Here is a 17988-nt window from a genome sequence, read left to right as displayed (position 1 = left end):
AATAATTGATTCGTTAACTGTATCATGAGGAAAGTAGAAGAAGAAAGACGAAATTTTCCGTTTTTTCCATCTTAAGAAGGAGGGGAAGGTCGAAAGAGAAACGTATACTGAAGAAAAAAGGAGATGACAGGATGAAAGCGATCCGACACCTGATTCGTTTTACATACATAGAAGCCGTCTGTTGCGTCTTTCCCGTCATGATTTTCGCAGCGCTTGCTCTTTCACGTTATCTTCCTGCTGAACCGGTCGCTCGATACGATCTCCTGTTGCTATGGTGTCTTCTCGTCCAAATCGTCTTACTTGTCACGCGTTATGAAACGCTGGAAGAGTTCAAACTGATCTTACTCTTTCACGTGATTGGTCTAGCACTTGAACTGTTCAAAGTGAACGTTGGGTCTTGGAGTTATCCGGAACAGGCTCTAACGAAAGTGGCTGGTGTTCCTTTGTATGCAGGATTCATGTATGCAAGTGTCGCAAGTTATGTCTGTCAAGCGTTCCGAAGATTTCATTTACGCTTCACAGCATTCCCACCACCTTGGCTTGCGATCAGCGTAGGCAGTCTCGTCTATCTCAACTTCTTCACCCACCACTGGATCTTCGATGCACGCTGGCTATTGATGGTCCTCGTCGTCCTTGTCTTCTATAAGTCATGGGTTCATTTTACGATCGAGCAGACGATCTACCGGATGCCGCTCGTCCTGTCTTTTTTACTGATCGCGTTCTTTATTTGGATCGCTGAGAATATCGTGACGTTCTTTAAAGGGTGGGTCTATCCGCATCAGGAAAGAGGATGGGAAGTCGTTGATCTCGGAAAGTTGTCTTCTTGGTTCCTGCTTGTGATCATCACGGTCCTGATCGTCATCGTCGCGAAATACAAGCAACGGGATCCGGCTGTGGAGATATATCAGCGTACATAGATAAAAAACATGACATTTCGTTTGTGATGGAGCGCTTCGATGTTCAACGTTCGTTCTAACATGTGGACGACAACTTGAGCGTGTTTGGCTCAACCAGTGACGAGACGGGAAATTATTGAAAAAAGAGTGAAACATTAGAAGTTTTAAGCCGTAGAGTAAGGTGAGAACTTATTTTTCAAGGAGGACCTTACTCATGTCATCTCAATTAAAAAAAGCAGCGAAGGAGTCGCTCAGCGGTCGTTGGGGATTTGCAGTCCTAGCTTTTCTGCTGTTTAGTATTATTCAGGGTGTTCCTAATTTATTTGGATCGGATATCGATGAGCCGTCTAGTAGTATAGATCTCGTTGTATCATTGGTGTCGATTTTATTGATTCCAGTAGGAGTCGGTTGGACATGGATTGCCATGTCGATTGCTCGTGGCGAAGAAACGAAAGTGACGGATTTGTTTGAGCCATATGGTATGTTCCTGAAAGTGGTGGGGCTGGCCATTGTTCAGTTCATCTTTATCGCGCTCTGGACGTTACTCTTAATCATCCCTGGTATCATCAAGTCATTCTCTTACTTGTTGACGTACTACATCCTTCGGGATGAGCCGTCAATCGGTATTCTCGAAGCAATTACACGCTCACGGCAACTCATGGATGGACACAAGATGGAAGCATTCTTGCTCTTCTTATCGTTTATCGGTTGGGCGTTGCTTGTTATCGTTACGCTTGGTCTTGCTGTCCTATGGGTCGGACCATACTTCAGTGTCACGCTTGCCAAATTCTACGATCGTATTCGTGGGGAGCAGGCGCCAGAGCAGACATCAGATTTCGTCGCACCATACTAATTCCGAATCCCGACACTACGTCGGGATTTTTCTTTGGAATAAATCCGATAGGAAAAGACGGTTTAATGGTTGCTTTAGTTCAATGAATTCTGTACGATGAATGCAACACATCTTATCTAGAGAAGTCGAGGGACTGGCCCGAAGACACTTCAGCAACCCCGCTATGGCGGAAGGTGCTACTTCCAGGAAGGAATACCTTCTGAAGATAAGAGCGGACAGGACAAGATACCGTCGCTCTTTTCGAACTTCGAAAAGAGCGTTTTTTTTATGATAAGGGGGACGATGGAGTGGAGTATGGTTTTTGGTTACCGATTTTTGGGGGATGGTTACGTAACGTCGAGGATGAACAGATGCCAGCGACATTCGATTATGCGAAACAAGTCGCACAAACAGCTGAACGCATCGGCTTCTCGACGACGTTGATTGCGGAATTGAACTTGAACGATATCAAAGGCATCAAGGAACCGAGTCTTGAGGCATGGACAACGGCAGCGGCGATTGCTGCAACAACAGAACGCCTTGAAATCATGACAGCGGTTCGTTCCGGGTTCCATAATCCAGCGACGACGGCGAAGATGGCGGCAAACATCGATCAGTTGAGTGGAGGGCGATTTACGCTCAATGTCGTCTCAGCCTGGTGGGCAGAAGAAGCAAAACAATACAACGGTATTTTTACTGCACACGATGAACGCTATGCCCGAACGGAAGAGTTCGTCACGGTCATGAAAGGACTATGGGCAGATGCGTCACCGTACAGCTTCTCCGGCAATCACTACACGATCGAACAGGCAGAACTCCATCCGAAACCCGTCCAGCGTCCGGGGATTAAGCTCTACGCTGGTGGAGAGAGTGAAGCCGGAAAACGGACGATCGTCGAACATTGTGATGCCTACGTCATGCATGGAGGCACTGTTGAAGAAGTAGCTCATAAAATCAATGATATGAAAGTACGCCGGGAAGCGACGGGACACGCACCGCTTGAGAGCTTCGGTCTTGCTGCCTACATCATTTGTCGGGATACGGAAGAAGAAGCGCTTCTTGAGTGGCAACGCATCACGGACGTTAAGGAAGACAGCGCCGGTTATGCCGGTTATCAAGATTTCATCAGTAAATCGCAACTCGAACAACAGGTCGAACGAAATGATTATTCCGTCTCGAACCGTGGTCTGCGACCGAACTTGATCGGAACACCAGAACAGATTGCCGAACGGATTCTAGCGTTCGAAGCCGTTGGTGTCACGTTGCTCTTGTTACAATTCTCACCACAACTTGAAGAAATGGAACGCTTTGCCCGTGACGTAATGCCACTGGTCGAAGCGAAACGAAAGGTAGGTCAATAATCATGACAAAAATTCATATTCTCCACGAAAACCAAGAATGGACGGATCATCTCATCAAACGTCTCGAAGAACTCAAGTTGCCGTACGAGCAGTGGCACTTGAATGAAGGAATCGTACCGTTAGATGAACTGCCGCCAGAAGGTGTCTTTTACAGTCGTATGAGTGCGTCTTCGCATACGCGGGGGCATCGTTATGCGCCAGAGTTGACGGAAGGGGTCCTCGCTTGGTTAGAAGAGCATGACCGGACTGTCTTTAACGGAACGCGTGCGCTCCGTCTTGAAGTCAGCAAAGTTAATCAATACACAGCGTTACGTAAGGCTGGGATTCGTGTACCAAAGACAACGGCTGCTGTCGGACGTGATCAAATCGTACAAGCAGCAAAAGAAATCGGTGTTTCGTCATTCATCACGAAACATAACCGTGCCGGGAAAGGTCTCGGCGTCCAGTTATTCCATTCGATTGAAGCACTTGAAGCTTATCTCGATGGTTCGACATTCGACGAACCAGTCGATGGCATCACGTTGATTCAAGAGTACATCCAAGCACCAGAACCTTACATCACGCGGTGTGAGTTCGTAGGTGGAAAATTCGTCTATGCGGTCCGAGTCGATACGTCGGAAGGATTCGAACTTTGCCCAGCTGATGCGTGTGTGATTGATGACTTGTTTTGCCCAGTTGGTGAAGAAGCGCCGCAAACACCGATGAAGTTCCAAATCGTTGAAGGCTTCGATGATCCAATCATTGAAAAGTACGAAGCGTTCCTCCAAGCGAACCAGATCGCGGTCGCAGGTATCGAGTTCATCAAGGATGCGTCAGGTACGATCTATACGTATGACGTCAATACGAATACAAATTACAATTCGGATGCTGAGGCAGCTGCAGGACGCTACGGCATGCTCGAACTGGCAAAGTTCCTCGGAGCTGCACTTGAAACAAGCACAGTAAAATAAGAATCGGCTCCCGCCCTGTCACCGGACGTTAAAAGACCGGATGACGGGGTATTTCTATAGAAAGGGGGCGGATCTATGATTACGTGGAGAGAAGAACGACAGCTCGATATCCCTATTGAGGAAGCATGGCACTTGTTTGATCACACGCGGCTGCAACGTCTGATTCCGAACGTCGTCCAGCATGAGGTGATTGAACGAAAACCGGGTGTCGTCGGTTCGACGTATCGTCAAACGTACATGCAGGGCAACCGACTCGAAACCTACATCGTGACCGATTTAGCCTATACGAATGAGCCGGACTTTAAACAAAATACGATTGGATTCACGTTAGCTAAAATATTTAAGATTGAGATGACGTTTACGCTCAAACCACTTGGACACGCTCGTTGTCTGTTGATTTATACAGGAAAAAATGAAGGGGCAAACTTCGTTGGGAAAAGTCTCTTGTCACTCGGTGGCGAACGAGAAAACGAGAAAATTGTTCAGGGCTTGTTGCAACGTGTCGAAGAAGAGGCAGCGAAACAAAAGAAGAACAATGCATGAAAAAACGGATTCCCGCGCCTGAGAATCCGTTTTTTCATATCTTATCGATTCGTATACGATTTGTGACCACTCGGTAAAACGGATAGAGTCGACACCTTGATAACGTTCTCGTTTTCTATCGCTGGATCGAGCGATTTTGGATTATCAAAAAGCTTAGTTACCGACTACTATTTTTAAGTATAAATACGGTTATTAAATTTTCATTTAAATCAAAGATTATATCGTTACGATAGTCGACGCAAACGAGAAATCTGTGAATCATCTTGAAGCTCCTTTAATGGTCGAAACCGAACAGCTCGTAATTCTTGTTGATCAAGCGATAGTTCAGGATCGATCCCGAGTCGAGGTTCAGGACTATCTAAGACACGGCGAACGAGAAAACATGTCTCTGTTCCTTGATCCATTGAAATCTCGTAAAGTTTCCGTTCGACCGTGACGTGAAGATGCGTTTCTTCTAACACTTCTCGCACGACGGCATGCTCTTTAGTTTCACCGTTCTCGACACCTCCGCCGGGTAACGTCCAAAATGTCCGGGAAGGGGTATGTAACTCGACCATTAGAATCTGTTGCTCTTCAATCAACGCAGCGCATACGCGATGTCGCATATCGCATTCCTCCTTCAACGTGTTCAAAAAAGAGACCGAAACGACAGTTCCGGTCTCTTTTAAAATCATTGTGCGTATAACGCTGTTAATTGCTGTTGGATCGTATCGTTGTTCAAATACTCATCGTATGTCGTTTCTTTATCGACAATACCGTTTGGTGTCAACTCGATGATGCGGTTCGCAATCGTTTCGACGAACTGGTGGTCATGCGAGCTGAAGAGCATTGCGCCTTTATAAGCGATCAAACCATCGTTGAGTGCCGTGATCGATTCGAGATCCAAGTGGTTCGTTGGATCGTCGAGTACAAGGACATTAGCACCACTGAGCATCGCTTTTGAAAGCATACAACGGACTTTTTCCCCCCCAGATAAGACAGATGCTTTTTTCATGACTTCTTCTCCTGAGAAGAGCATCCGACCGAGGAATCCACGGAGGAACGTATCGCTCTCATCTGCCGGTGAATACTGACGGAGCCAATCGAGGATCGTCTTATCCGAGCCTTCGAAGAATTCCGAGTTATCTTTCGGCAAGTATGATTGGGAAGTCGTGACGCCCCATTTGAATGTACCGCTGTCCGGTTCCATCTCACCCATAAGGATTTTGAATAGTGTCGTGATCGCGATATCGCTCTGGCTGATGAACGCGACTTTATCCGTCTTGTTCAACGAGAAGCGGACATTATCAAGGACTTTGACGCCATCGATCGTCTTCGAGAGACCATCGACCATCAAGAGGTCATTTCCGATTTCGCGTTCTGGCGTAAAGCCAACGAACGGATAACGACGTGATGATGGACGAATGTCGTCGAGTGTGATTTTATCAAGCAATTTCTTCCGTGACGTCGCTTGTTTCGCTTTCGAAGCGTTTGAGCTGAAACGTGCGATGAAGGCTTGAAGTTCTTTAATCTTCTCTTCTTTTTTCTTGTTTTGGTCACTTGCCATACGCGAAGCAAGCTGACTTGATTCATACCAGAAATCATAGTTTCCGATATACAGTTGGATCTTACCGTAATCAAGATCCGCCATGTGCGTACAGACGTTGTTCAAGAAGTGACGGTCGTGGGAAATGACGATGACCGTGTTTTCGAATCCGATCAAGAATTCTTCAAGCCATTTGACAGCTTTCAGGTCGAGTCCGTTTGTCGGCTCATCGAGTAAAAGAATGTCAGGTTTACCGAACAACGCTTGTGCGAGCAAGACTTTGACTTTTTCAGATCCTGTCAGCTCAGCCATCGTTTTCGAGTGAAGGTCTTCCTTGATGCCAAGTCCTTGTAGAAGCATCGCTGCTTCCGACTCCGCTTCCCAACCGTTCATTTCAGCGAATTCACCTTCGAGTTCAGCAGCACGCATGCCGTCCTCATCTGAAAAATCTTCTTTCATATAAATCGCATCTTTTTCTTTCATGACTTCATAGAGACGTTTGTGTCCCATCATGACTGTTTCGATGACTTGGAATTCTTCGTATTCGTAATGGTTCTGGCGAAGGACGCCTAAGCGTTCGCCTGGTGTGATGATGACATCGCCTTGTTGTGCTTCAATGTCACCAGCGAGAATTTTCAAGAACGTTGATTTACCGGCACCGTTCGCACCGATCAGACCGTAACAGTTACCTGGCGTGAACTTGATGTTAACGTCTTCGAATAATTTTCGGTCCGCAAAGCGAAGACCGACGTTTTGTACTGTAATCATATAGAGATGAACCCTCGTTTCTAGTAAGTGATGTGCTCATTCGAGTGTACCACAAATCATGATCTGTCGTAGAGCAGGCAAAGTTCTTTCCATATTAGGACAGAAATTAAAAATAAGCAACCGGATATTTAAAATAATGAAACATTTTCCAGATGGATGCGTAGAAGAAAGTAAGGAATTCGCTAGAGGAGGGGTTAGATGGCCATCTTTTTCACGTTATTGTTTTTCGCCCTCATCGTTTTGCTTGGCATGGAACTCTATCGCTATATCCAAGAAAAGATTGATAAAGGAGATTCAGAATGAGAGAAATCAAACCGAAGAAAAAAATTCGTCCATCGATGATCATCGCCGGTGTACTTGTATTAGCCCTGCTGGCTACAACGCCGTTCGTCGTCGAACAAATCGAACCCGGACAAGTTGGTGTCGTTTATACCCCGTCAAGCGGTGTCAAAGATGAGACGTTATCACAAGGCTGGCATGTCGTTTCACCAATCACACGGGTGACGGAGTATCCGATCCGTACACAGACGAAATCGCTTGATAATATGACGCTTGCGACTAAAGACGGAAAGAACATCGTCGTCGACTTTACATACAGCTTCTCCGTTTCGCCGGATAAGGTGACAAAAGTCTTCAACAAGTTCGGACCGATCGAAATCGATGAGATTGCCAAAGGTTACTTGAAACAACGACTCTATGATGCGTCGCGTGAGCAAATCTCGAAAGTTACTGTCCTTGAACTGTTCGGTGAAAAATCAGGAAACGTCTCGACGAGCATTCAGACGCAGTTTGCAGAAGACGTCAAGGACATCGGTTTCATCATCGAGGATGTCGCACTCGGTGCACCAAAACCAGATGAAAAGACACAGGAAGCAATCGATGCGCGTGTCAAAGCGTCGCAGGAACTCGATAAAAAGAAAACGGATCTTGAAATCGCTAAAGCAGAGGCAGAACGTCTTCGCGTAGAAGCAAAAGGAGCAGCCGATGCGCGTTTGATCGAAGCTCAAGGGTTGGCAAAAGCACAAAAAGAATTACAGAAGACGTTGACGAAAGAAATGATTCAATACGAAGCTGTCAAGAAGTGGGACGGGAAATCACCACTTGTCAGTGGATCAGGGAGTATGGTTCAACTACCGATTCCTGACGGTACGACACAAGAAAAAAACTAATTGAAATATGTCTAAGATAAACCGCTTAAAGACCACAACGGCAGACGTGAAAAAAGCAGATTCTCAGCGCTGAGAATCTGCTTTTTGATTAGTGCGAAGCTTGTTCAAAACCTTGAGCGATGGCAATGATGACTTGTGTTGCTTTCACCATGTTATCCACAGAGATGAACTCGAACTTGCCATGATAGTTCTCACCGCCGGTAAAAATGTTCGGTGTCGGAAGTCCCATGTATGAGAGTTGTGATCCATCTGTTCCACCACGAATCGGTTTAACGATTGGCGTAATATCAAGCGACTCCATCGCTGCATGAGCAATATCAACGATGTGCATGTGGGGCTCGATTTTTTCACGCATGTTGTAGTACTGATCGTGTAAGTCGATTTCCACACTACCAGCACCATACTTTTTGTTCCACTCATCGACAAGGGCAGACAAGAAGTGTTTCCGTCCCTCGAAGGCTTCACGATCAAAATCACGAATGATGTAGTCAAGCGTCGTTTTTTCGACCGAACCGTCAAATGAAATCAGATGGAAGAATCCTTCAAAACCATCCGTGAATTCAGGAGACTCTTCTCCGGGAAGACGATCGTGGAACGCCATCGCATGTTTCTGCGAATTGACCATCTTATCTTTTGCTGTTCCCGGATGGACATTTGTTCCGTGGAAGACGATTTTAGCCGCCGCCGCATTAAAGCTCTCGTATTCAAGCTCACCAAGCGGACCGCCGTCGACCGTATAAGCATACGTGGCATCGAACGCTTCGACATTAAAGTGATGTGGTCCACGACCAATCTCTTCGTCAGGTGTGAAGGCAACACGAATGCGACCATGCTTAATTTCCGGATGTGAAATCAAATGGTGCATGGCTGTCATGATTTCTGCGATTCCGGCTTTATTATCGGCTCCGAGTAATGTCGTCCCATCCGTCGTCATCAAGGTGTGACCGACATAGTTGTGCAGTGCAGGAAAATCAGTTGGTGATAGAGTGACGGACGGCACTTCACTTAACGTGATGGGATGTCCGTCATACGCTTCCACGAGTTGTGGACGGACATTCGTACCTGTGAAGTCTGTCGCTGTATCGAGATGAGCGAGAAAACCGATTGTTGGAATGTCTGCGTCTGTATTGGCAGGTAATGTCGCCATGACATAACCATTATCATCAACGGTGACTTCTTCCATGCCAATTGTCTTTAATTCTTCTACGAGCAAACGAGCTAGTGTCCATTGCCCTTCTGTCGTTGGAACAGTCATACTCTCATAGTTCGACTGTGTATCGACTTTCACGTATGTAGTTAGACGATCAATCAATTCTTGTTTCAAATCAAAAACGTCCCTTCTCGTCATAAGATATCTTCATCATAGCATGAACGACTAATGTGAGAGAATTCTGAATCATGATAGACTAATATTGAAAAAGGGGGAATTCTTCATGAGAGCATTCGTAGTCGATCAGTACGGAAAAAATGCATCACTTACAGAAAAAGACGTCACACCCGAAAAAGCGGGGAAGTACGAATTACGGGTTCAAATCGAGGGGTCAAGCATCAATCCACTTGATACGAAGATGTTTTTCGGACATGTGGCGGCGGCTTCAACGACTGGAATTCTCCAGGGTGATGTAACGGGGAAAGTGATTGAAATCGGGGAGGGTGTGACGTCTTTTTCTGTCGGCGATCGCATCGTCGCATTCGGCGGTGGACTTGGAAAACGCGCCGGTGCGTTAGCGGAAGAAATGCTTGTGCCTGAACAAATGGCAGTCTTACGACCGGAAGGGGTATCGGCTGAGGTTGCTGGTTGTTTACCGGTGATTGGATTGACAGCAATGGAAATTTTAAAAGAGCGAATCGCGATTACCCCAGGAATCCGCGTATATGTAGCAGGCGGAACGGGTGGAGTAGGACATCTTACCGTTCAACTTGCTCGTCATTATGGATGTGACGTTACAGCGAGCGCCTCTTCTGACGAGAAGGCAGCTTGGCTAGAAGCAAAAGGGATTCACGTTCACCGGTACAAGGAAGAATCAGCTGAAACATTGCTCAAACGACTCGATCTGGATGGATTCGACGTCATCATTGATACAGTTGGTGGTGACCATTTACAAGAATCGTTCATACTCGCAAAAGAGCGGGGACGCATCATTTCGATCGCGACACGGACGACACAAGATTTAACGATGATGCATAGTAAAGCCTTGTCACTTGAAGCTGTGTTCGTCGCGCTTCCGTTGCTGAAAGGAAAAGTAGAGGAGATGAAGCAACAGCAACGTCACTTATCAGAACTCATTCATTTAGTGAAAGAGAGAACGATTGAGATTCGGATTGAAGAGCAGATTCCCTATGAACGCGATGCGTTGAACGATCTCTATCAACGATTTGATCAAAAATCACACTTTGGTAAAGTGAGTGTATATCCAACCCATTAAAAATGATTCTTCATTCATTTTACATTTCCTGTTAAAAATATAAAAAATCCGTTACTGAAAAATTCAGTAGCGGATTTTTTAGATAACACGTCATTTACGGCGAACAAGAATACTTTTTGGATTGAGTTGTGGCATGGAAGGAGGAGTCGGGAAATCTTTCTGCTCCGGCTGCTCCCATACGACTTCAAATTTTTGACGCAACTTGTTGAACGCCTGCTCCACAGCTTTTTTCAATTGTGACGCATCAAGAGCGGGACTATCTGTCGTAATCGCAAGCAGTCCTCCGCGATTCGTCAAATGAATGACTTTTTGGATCCAAAGAGCGAGATCCTGTTCGGTCCGAAACTGACGTGTTCGTGTATTGACTTGTACGGGCGGATGGAACAAGACGACGTCAAAACGAGTCTTCTTATCCGCTTGTTCGATGTAATCGAACGCATCCTGAACTAAAATCTTCTGTTTCTCAGGAGTAAAACTGTTCAACACAAGATTATCTTTTGTCTTATTTCGACTACGTGTCGAGAAATCAACACTTGTCGTTTGAGCAGCCTCACCATAAAGGGCAGCTACCGTTAATGTTCCTGTATCAGAAAAGAGATTAAGTACGGTTTTTCGTTCGACGGAATCGAGAAGGATTCGGCGAAGTTCACGTTGGGCAATGTCAAAACCAGTCCGCATACCAGCATCCAAGTCATATTCATACAACACACCGTATTCTTGTGCGACTTCAGGAAAATCGCCTCGTTCCCCTTTCAAAAAGTCGTCGCCTTTGACCGGTTGAAGATCGACGAGGAAATTTCGTTTTTCATAAATGCTTCTATAATTCAGTAGTGATTCAAGAGCTTCAAGAATCAGTGGACGGAATGTATAGATGCCTTCATTTTCGAATGTAATGAGATAATGATGATCATAACAATCAATTGTCAAACCACCGATACCATCTCCTGCACCGTTAAAGATACGGAAGGCCTCTGAATACTCTTCAAAAAATTCGTTTCGTTTGTCTAACGCTTGTTCAAAAAGTTGTTTAAAGAAAGCGACATCAATCGCTTCTTGCTCGTCCATTGAGAGAGTCCAACCGACACCTTTTTCTTGCTTGCCAAAATAACCAGTCGCGAGGTATTCTTTATGTTCTGTCATCAGATGGAGCAGTCCGCCTGCCTCTTTGACATGTTGTAAGGCTTCGAACATTTCCTTGCGTAACGCGGGATACCCGCTTCGAATCGATTCAATCCATTCTGGTTTGACAACGATCGGATAAAGTTCACGAGACATGTAAGTTTCCTCATTTCTACTTGTGGATAAGTGGCATAATTATACCATAAATGGAGTTATCCACATGTGGATAACTGGTATATAAATAAAACCGCTATTCTTTGCATAAGTCAAAGGAATAACGGTTTTTGTTATGATAAGCAGAGAACTAAAAAATCTATAATGATTTGGAGTGAAACATAAAAAATGAAAAAACAAGTTCAAGTTGTAGGTGCTGTCATTCGCAACGATCATAATGAAATATTATGTGCACTTCGTAGTAGCCAAATGTCATTGCCCAACTTATGGGAGTTTCCTGGTGGGAAAATTGAGTTACATGAAACGCCATCACAGTCGTTAGTTCGTGAAATCAATGAAGAATTAAAATGTAATATTAAGGTCAAGCAACCAATCGAAAAAACGACTTACGAGTACGATGCTATTATTGTTACATTGCATACGTTTGAAGCTGAAATCGTAACAGGAGAACCGATTGCCGTAGAACATGCAGAGCTTCGCTGGGTGGCTGTTTCAGACCTTGATCAGCTTGAATGGGCTCCTGCCGATATTCCTGCAGTTGAGTACATTAAGAAAGAGTTTGCCACTCCTTAAACAGTTCAATTGATAGTGGAGAATGAAGTGACCAAGTCACACTAATCGGTTTAGAACCTGTACTTTGAAGATGCTTTAACTGGCCAAAGTATGTGAACGGTAGCGTTTTTCCTTGTTCTTTATCTGCTTTACGCATAAACAAATGAATACGAATTCCTTCGCTCTCATGGTTTTGATATAAAGTACCCGCTTTACCTGTAGCAGTTGCATTACTTTGAGACTGCCAATGGAAACGATATTGATCTAAGAAATAATCGTTATATTTCAGTTGCTCATCAATGGCTTCATCTTTGTGTAAATTCACAAATAAAATGTAGTCGTTACCAGCTTGAGCTACACCTTCACGCCAAGAACCTTCCTGACTTGGTGAACATAGAAGACGTTGGATAACAGAACGATTGTATGTTTGATGTAATAGAAACGCCTGGTCTTCGATCAACCAATTAATTCGATCTGGTAGTTGATGAAATGCAAGTAGACCTGCTTGGATAAAATGCATCATATATGAACGCAATTCAGTTGATTGCTGAAGTGCTTGGACGACTGTATTTGAAAAGCGATAGTGCTCTTCTGATACAGCATCTAGTAATTGAATACGATCATTTTTTAACGCAGTAGACCAGCGTTTAAAAAGATGATGAATAATAGGGCGCTTTGAAAAAGAATGCTTCGTCGATAAGGCAAATTCTTTGAAAACTTCTTGTTCAATATCTTGTACTGAAGCAGAAGAATGACGCAGTAACTGTTTTAAAATCAGTAAGCTGAAAGGCTCACGAATTGGGAATAGTCCTTCGAGCTGTTCAACAATTTTGCGTGTAGTATCATCTTGCAGTAAACGTAGTTCTTCATCGGTAGCATGTTTTTCAAGTTGTTTAAGACGTAATGTACTTCTCCATTGCTGAACAATACTCTCAATAGCTGGTGCGTCTTTGTGCGTAACTAAATCATTTAAACTCGGAGGATTTCCGATCATACGTGTCAATCGTTGATAACTTTCACGAAGCTGTTTGCTAGCTGAAAACTCTATTTTTTTCATTTGTTCAATAATAAATCTTTCTGTAATTGAATCCAGAATAGCTAAAGATCCTTCGGGTAGAATCGGAAAATGTTGTTTTACAGCAGTAGCAATTTTATAACGATCAATAGAATGAAACGATTGTTGACCAGCTAACACAAGTGGTGCAACAAAAGCTTTTTGACTATTTCCGATAAAATCTAAAATCGTAACAAATTCTTTTGAGCTGTGTTTACGTAAGCCTCGACCCAATTGTTGAATAAAAATAGTAGGGGATTCCGTTGGACGTAAAAATAGCATTAGATTGACTTTTGGAATATCGACTCCTTCGTTAAACAAGTCAACGGTAAAAATATATTGCAGTGGGTCTTGATCATCCTCTAGTCGGCGAATGGCTTCTTCGCGTGCTTCTTCGGACTGTTTACTTGTAACAGCCATTGCTTCAATCTGATGTCGTTTAAATTCCTTCTCCATAAACTCTGCATGATTGATATTGACACAGAATCCTAATCCAACAGCCTGATTACCACTGAACCCAAATTTACGAATCATTTCAACAATATAATCTGTTCGCGTTGAGCGTTCGAGTGCAACAACCAGATCCTGTTCTACATAAAAGCCGTTTTGTTGAGGAATAAGAGAATAATCAATCGATTCATCATCTTGAATGCCAAAATAATGGAATGGTGAAAGTAAATCTTGTGCTAAGGCATCATACAGACGAACTTCGTAAGCAATATTATAGTCAACAAGCTGGAAGATATTTTGACCATCCATACGCTCTGGTGTTGCTGTTACTCCAAGCAAAAATTGAGGCGTAAAATAGTCAAGAATGTTTTGGTAAGAAGCAGATGAAGCGTGATGGAATTCATCAATAATGATGTAGTCAAACGCATCCCGTAAAAATTGATTAAGGTGAACCTCTTTTGAAAGTGTTTGAACGGTAGCAAAGGTAAATTGTGCATCTTGAATTTGTTGTGATCCTGAATATCTACCAAATGTATAATTTTCATTTGAAAAAACTTGTTTAAATGTATGCTCAGCTTGTGATAGTAATTTTCCACGATGTGCAACAAATAATACTTTTTTAGCCTGAGTTTGACGGACATCAAATGCTGCTAAATACGTTTTTCCAGTTCCAGTTGCCGCAATGACCATTGCTTTTGTTTCTTTTCGCTCGCGTAAACGATCCAGTTCTTCTAAAGCCGGAATCTGCATGAGGTTCGGTTCAATAACGTTGTAATCGACAGCGGGTTCGGCAATTGTATCGCGGATAGAAAATGATTTTATAGGTGGTGTTTCTTGTTGGTACTGTTCGTATTGAAGTAATAATTCTTCTGTACAAATAGTCGCTTCTGGGCTGTTCCAAAGTTGTTCAAATAAGTTTTTCGCTTGAGTGACTAATGTTGTGACGGGTGTAGAAGGTATACGAATATTCCATTCCATACCGTGCGTTAAAGCCGACTTTGATAAATTAGAGGACCCAACAATAGCACTATCCAACTGATCAGGACGAGAAAATAAATAGGCTTTCGGATGGAACGCATGATTTTTTTTTATCGGTTCATAAATTTTTACTTCAATATTTCTGAATTCCATCAACTGTCGGATAGCCTTCGCTTCTGTAATATTCATATAAAATGAAGTCAAAATGCGGATTGATTTGCTTTGAGCTTCTGCTTCCTTCAAAGCTGGGACAAGCGTCTGTACTCCAGAATGACGTGTAAAACTCACCATCCAATCGGCAGCAGATGCTGTCCATAATTCTTGACTAATATGATGCAATAACTGTTCTTGTTCCAGTTGGCCAGGAGCAATGAGTTCCCAAGCACGCAAAGAATTTTTATATTGTGTAGGTAAAGCATGTGTTGTGCTAGTAGTGAGTTCACGATGAAGTGGCAAGTCGATCAGAGGTTGATTTAAATGCATGAGCCATTCATTGACCGTTTCAACCATTTGATCAGGTTTATCTTGTTTTTGGAAATGGTCTAAAGATTGATACAGTACTTGATTGAGGTGTGTAAGTAATTCTGTTGTGTAGTCATGTGCTGGTACAGATACACTTATTGCATCGGATTGTGAGTTAGTTTCAGTTGAAGAACGTAATGTTTCATAATAAGACATGGTTATCCTCCGAATAATAGTAAATGGTATTTAGAATGATTAAATCATCAATAATATACCAATAAGTAGATAAATAAAGTAAAAAATCATCGTTCAACTAAAAAGTTAAACGATGATTTTTGTTTGTTAATTTGAGATTCTCTCTACCACAGCCTCAAGCGATACTTTGACATTACCAGCCAGTGCCCGCGTAATCATACACGAACCTTCTGCTTTTTCAGCGAGACGTTGCGCCTTCTCCACATCACGATCCGACAGATCGGCTGGTAATAAGAGTTTCGGACGATGAATAATCGCATCGTATGTGAAGACGCCGTTCGTAACATCAACGATGCCTTCAGATTCCATCGTTAAGGAGACTTTTGGGATGTTACTACGCTCAAGCATTGCGGCAAGCGTGATGATATAGCATGTAGCAGCTGCCCCAAGCAACATCTCATCTGGATTCGTGCCAACCCCTGGACCATCCATGGCGTCCGGAATTGAAATTTTTGTTTTTAACTCACCTGTCTCGATCTGACCAACATCATTGCGATTTCCCGGCCAGTCTGCAGTTAAATGAAAATGGTGCTTCATGATCAATCGCCTCCATGCCTCCATCATACGAAGTTCAGCATGATTTTTCGCCTATTCTGCTCATGTGCATAAGAAGAGAACGATCAGCTAAAAATTTGGTCGATTTTTTCGATATCCTCTTGCGATAACTGAACGTCTAACGTACGCAACGTATCTGTCACCTGATCCGGGCGTTTCGCACCAGGAATGATGGCATCGATTCCATCTTGTGCCAAATACCACGCGAGTACGACGTGTGCGACTTCCGCATCGTGTGCTTCTGCGATCGGACGCAGTTGATCGACTTTTGCGAGGTTTTGTTCAAAGACGTCTTTTTGGAACAACGGGTCTTTTTTTCGTAAATCATCAAACGTCGTCTCTTTCGTATATTTCCCTGCCAATAACCCAGCGGCGAGTGGGAAGTACGGAACGAAGGACATACCGTTCTCAACGATATATGGGAGTAACTCTTTTTCCGCATCCCGTTTAAACAGATTGTATTCTCCTTGATAGACGTCGACATGTCCGTCCTTATTCGCTTCCTTCAGTTGTTCGAGTGAAAAATTCGAGACACCAATCGCGCGAATTTTTCCTTCTTTTTTCAGTTCAGCAAGTGCAGCGACGGCTTCATCCTTCGGTGTCGATTCATCTGGGAAATGGATGTAATATAAATCGATATAGTCTGTTTTAAGACGTTTTAAACTCTCTTCGACCGATTGACGGAGAAAGTCAGGTGAGTTGTTCATGACGACGTTTCCGTCAACGAACTGATGTGCACCTTTCGTCGCGAGGACGACATCTTCTCGAGCGACCGTGTCGTGCCAGACTTCACCGACGAGTTCCTCCGAACGTTCTGGTCCATAGATGAAAGCTGTGTCGAGGAAATTGATCCCTTGCTGTAACGCGACACGAACGAGATCGCGTCCTGCTTGCTCATCGAGATTTGGATACAAGTTGTGTCCACCGACAGCATTCGTACCGAGACCGATTGGGTGAACGAATAGGTTAGATTGACCGAGTTGAACATGTTTTGTCATGACAATGACCTCCTTAAACGATATCGAGTGGTTCTTTTTTTGTTGGTGCTGGGAACGCTTGATCAAGTGCAGCTAGCTCTTCTTTTGTTAAATTCAAAAGTGCGGCGCGACCGTTGGCTTCGACATGATGTGCTTGTCCTGCTTTAGGAATTGCGATGACGTCACCTTCACGCATAGTCCAAGCAAGTAAGATCTGTGCCGGTTCAACACCATGTGTCTCAGCGAGTTCCTCGACGGTCGGATGATTCAGGAGTTGATCACGCAGTGAACCACCTTCAGCTAGTGGGCAATACGCCATTACTGGAATACCATGTTCGCGTAGTAACGGGAGCAGTTCATACTCGATTCCGCGTGAGCCGAGGTGATAGAGTACCTGATTGACAGCACACTGGTCACCGTTTGGTAGTGTCAACAGTTCTTTCATGTCTGATACGTCAAAGTTCGATACACCCCAACGGCGAATCTTGCCCTCTTGTTTTAAGGCTTCCAGTCCTTCAACGGTTTCCTTTAGTGGAATGTCGCCACGCCAGTGAAGAAGATAGAGATCAAGATAATCCGTACCGAGACGTTCAAGCGATTTGGAACAAGCTTTTTTTAACGCTTCCCCACCAGCGTGATGCGGATAGACTTTCGAGACAAGAAAGACTTCTTCTCGTCGATCAGCGATCGCGTCGCGAATTAATTCTTCAGAGGCGCCTTCCCCGTACATCTCTGCCGTATCGATGAGTTCCATTCCGCTATCGAGACCGACACGGAGTGCTTCGATTTCTGCTTCGTGCTTCTCCGACTCTTCCCCCATCCGCCACGTGCCTTGTCCGAGTGCGCGCACATGTGTCTGATCGGGAAACGTCACTGTTTTTTGCTTTAATGCAGCAAGTATCAACGTCTTTTCTGTTGTGTTCATCGTTCTTCCTCCTTTAA

Annotated in this window: 16 protein-coding genes and 1 riboswitch; of the genes, 8 read left to right on the top strand and 8 right to left on the bottom strand. The window is 44.1% G+C overall.

Annotated features, from left to right (window positions below; genetic code table 11):
- The first annotated feature begins 131 nt into the window (after positions 1 to 131).
- The 5 genes from ACY2IG_RS16195 to ACY2IG_RS16175 all read left to right on the top strand — a co-directional run bounded on the left by ACY2IG_RS16195 (position 132) and on the right by ACY2IG_RS16175 (position 4582).
- The gene (locus ACY2IG_RS16195; RefSeq protein WP_308102313.1) at positions 132 to 917 is read left to right on the top strand and encodes a DUF817 domain-containing protein; all 786 of its coding nucleotides are present in this window, start codon (positions 132 to 134) and stop codon (positions 915 to 917) included.
- A 193-nt stretch (positions 918 to 1110) separates the two neighbouring features.
- Positions 1111 to 1749, top strand: a complete 639-nt coding sequence (locus ACY2IG_RS16190) for a DUF975 family protein (RefSeq protein ID WP_035411859.1) — start codon at positions 1111 to 1113, stop codon at positions 1747 to 1749.
- 109 nt (positions 1750 to 1858) lie between these two features.
- Positions 1859 to 1961, top strand: a riboswitch (SAM riboswitch).
- 75 nt (positions 1962 to 2036) lie between these two features.
- A complete protein-coding gene (locus tag ACY2IG_RS16185; RefSeq protein ID WP_462618205.1) occupies positions 2037 to 3089 on the top strand; it encodes an LLM class flavin-dependent oxidoreductase in 1053 nt (350 codons plus the stop codon).
- A gap of 2 nt (positions 3090 to 3091) precedes the next feature.
- Positions 3092 to 4039, top strand: coding sequence for an ATP-grasp domain-containing protein (locus ACY2IG_RS16180; protein ID WP_035411865.1), 948 nt, complete (start codon positions 3092 to 3094; stop codon positions 4037 to 4039).
- Positions 4040 to 4114: 75 nt separating this feature from the next.
- Entirely contained in the window at positions 4115 to 4582 is a 468-nt protein-coding gene (locus tag ACY2IG_RS16175) for an SRPBCC family protein (protein WP_056064751.1), read from the top strand.
- Positions 4583 to 4806: 224 nt separating this feature from the next.
- Here the strand turns inward: ACY2IG_RS16175 and ACY2IG_RS16170 are convergent, their stop codons facing one another.
- Together ACY2IG_RS16170 and ACY2IG_RS16165 are read right to left on the bottom strand one after the other, a co-directional pair.
- The gene (locus ACY2IG_RS16170; protein ID WP_052019147.1) at positions 4807 to 5187 is read right to left on the bottom strand and encodes an NUDIX domain-containing protein; all 381 of its coding nucleotides are present in this window, start codon (positions 5185 to 5187) and stop codon (positions 4807 to 4809) included.
- A gap of 65 nt (positions 5188 to 5252) precedes the next feature.
- Complete coding sequence (locus ACY2IG_RS16165) at positions 5253 to 6875, bottom strand: ABC-F family ATP-binding cassette domain-containing protein (RefSeq protein ID WP_035411871.1); 1623 nt, start codon at positions 6873 to 6875, stop codon at positions 5253 to 5255.
- A gap of 299 nt (positions 6876 to 7174) precedes the next feature.
- Between ACY2IG_RS16165 and ACY2IG_RS16160 the strand changes: the two genes are divergently transcribed.
- Positions 7175 to 8044 (top strand): prohibitin family protein, encoded by an 870-nt coding sequence (locus ACY2IG_RS16160; protein ID WP_058713675.1) that lies wholly within the window; start codon positions 7175 to 7177, stop codon positions 8042 to 8044.
- 88 nt (positions 8045 to 8132) lie between these two features.
- Here ACY2IG_RS16160 and pepT read toward each other — a convergent pair whose 3' ends face one another.
- Positions 8133 to 9368: a peptidase T gene (gene pepT / locus ACY2IG_RS16155; RefSeq protein WP_462618204.1), complete on the bottom strand. Its 1236-nt coding sequence runs from the start codon at positions 9366 to 9368 to the stop codon at positions 8133 to 8135.
- Positions 9369 to 9477: 109 nt separating this feature from the next.
- Here pepT and ACY2IG_RS16150 point away from each other — a divergent pair, with 109 nt between their 5' ends.
- Positions 9478 to 10470, top strand: a complete 993-nt coding sequence (locus tag ACY2IG_RS16150) for a zinc-binding dehydrogenase (protein ID WP_462618203.1) — start codon at positions 9478 to 9480, stop codon at positions 10468 to 10470.
- Positions 10471 to 10560: 90 nt separating this feature from the next.
- On the opposite strand, the gene ACY2IG_RS16145 is transcribed toward ACY2IG_RS16150, so the two are convergent.
- A complete protein-coding gene (locus ACY2IG_RS16145; RefSeq protein ID WP_462618202.1) occupies positions 10561 to 11745 on the bottom strand; it encodes a class I SAM-dependent rRNA methyltransferase in 1185 nt (394 codons plus the stop codon).
- A gap of 186 nt (positions 11746 to 11931) precedes the next feature.
- Here ACY2IG_RS16145 and ACY2IG_RS16140 point away from each other — a divergent pair, with 186 nt between their 5' ends.
- Positions 11932 to 12336, top strand: a complete 405-nt coding sequence (locus ACY2IG_RS16140) for a (deoxy)nucleoside triphosphate pyrophosphohydrolase (protein WP_035411892.1) — start codon at positions 11932 to 11934, stop codon at positions 12334 to 12336.
- Here ACY2IG_RS16140 and ACY2IG_RS16135 read toward each other — a convergent pair.
- The 4 genes from ACY2IG_RS16135 to ACY2IG_RS16120 all read right to left on the bottom strand — a co-directional run bounded on the left by ACY2IG_RS16135 (position 12311) and on the right by ACY2IG_RS16120 (position 17971).
- The gene (locus ACY2IG_RS16135; RefSeq protein WP_462618201.1) at positions 12311 to 15475 is read right to left on the bottom strand and encodes a DUF3427 domain-containing protein; all 3165 of its coding nucleotides are present in this window, start codon (positions 15473 to 15475) and stop codon (positions 12311 to 12313) included. The genes ACY2IG_RS16140 and ACY2IG_RS16135 overlap by 26 nt on opposite strands.
- A 126-nt stretch (positions 15476 to 15601) precedes the next feature.
- A complete protein-coding gene (locus ACY2IG_RS16130) occupies positions 15602 to 16054 on the bottom strand; it encodes an OsmC family protein (RefSeq protein ID WP_155960205.1) in 453 nt (150 codons plus the stop codon).
- 80 nt (positions 16055 to 16134) lie between these two features.
- On the bottom strand, positions 16135 to 17067 hold the full coding sequence (locus ACY2IG_RS16125) for an aldo/keto reductase (protein WP_462618200.1): 933 nt from the start codon (positions 17065 to 17067) through the stop codon (positions 16135 to 16137).
- 13 nt (positions 17068 to 17080) lie between these two features.
- Entirely contained in the window at positions 17081 to 17971 is an 891-nt protein-coding gene (locus ACY2IG_RS16120; RefSeq protein ID WP_329469557.1) for an aldo/keto reductase, read from the bottom strand.
- Positions 17972 to 17988 lie beyond the last annotated feature (17 nt).

This window comes from Exiguobacterium sp. EF_C8 (assembly GCF_054956715.1).
Note: the sequence above shows the minus strand (reverse complement) of the source record. Positions and strands in the feature narration are given on the sequence as shown.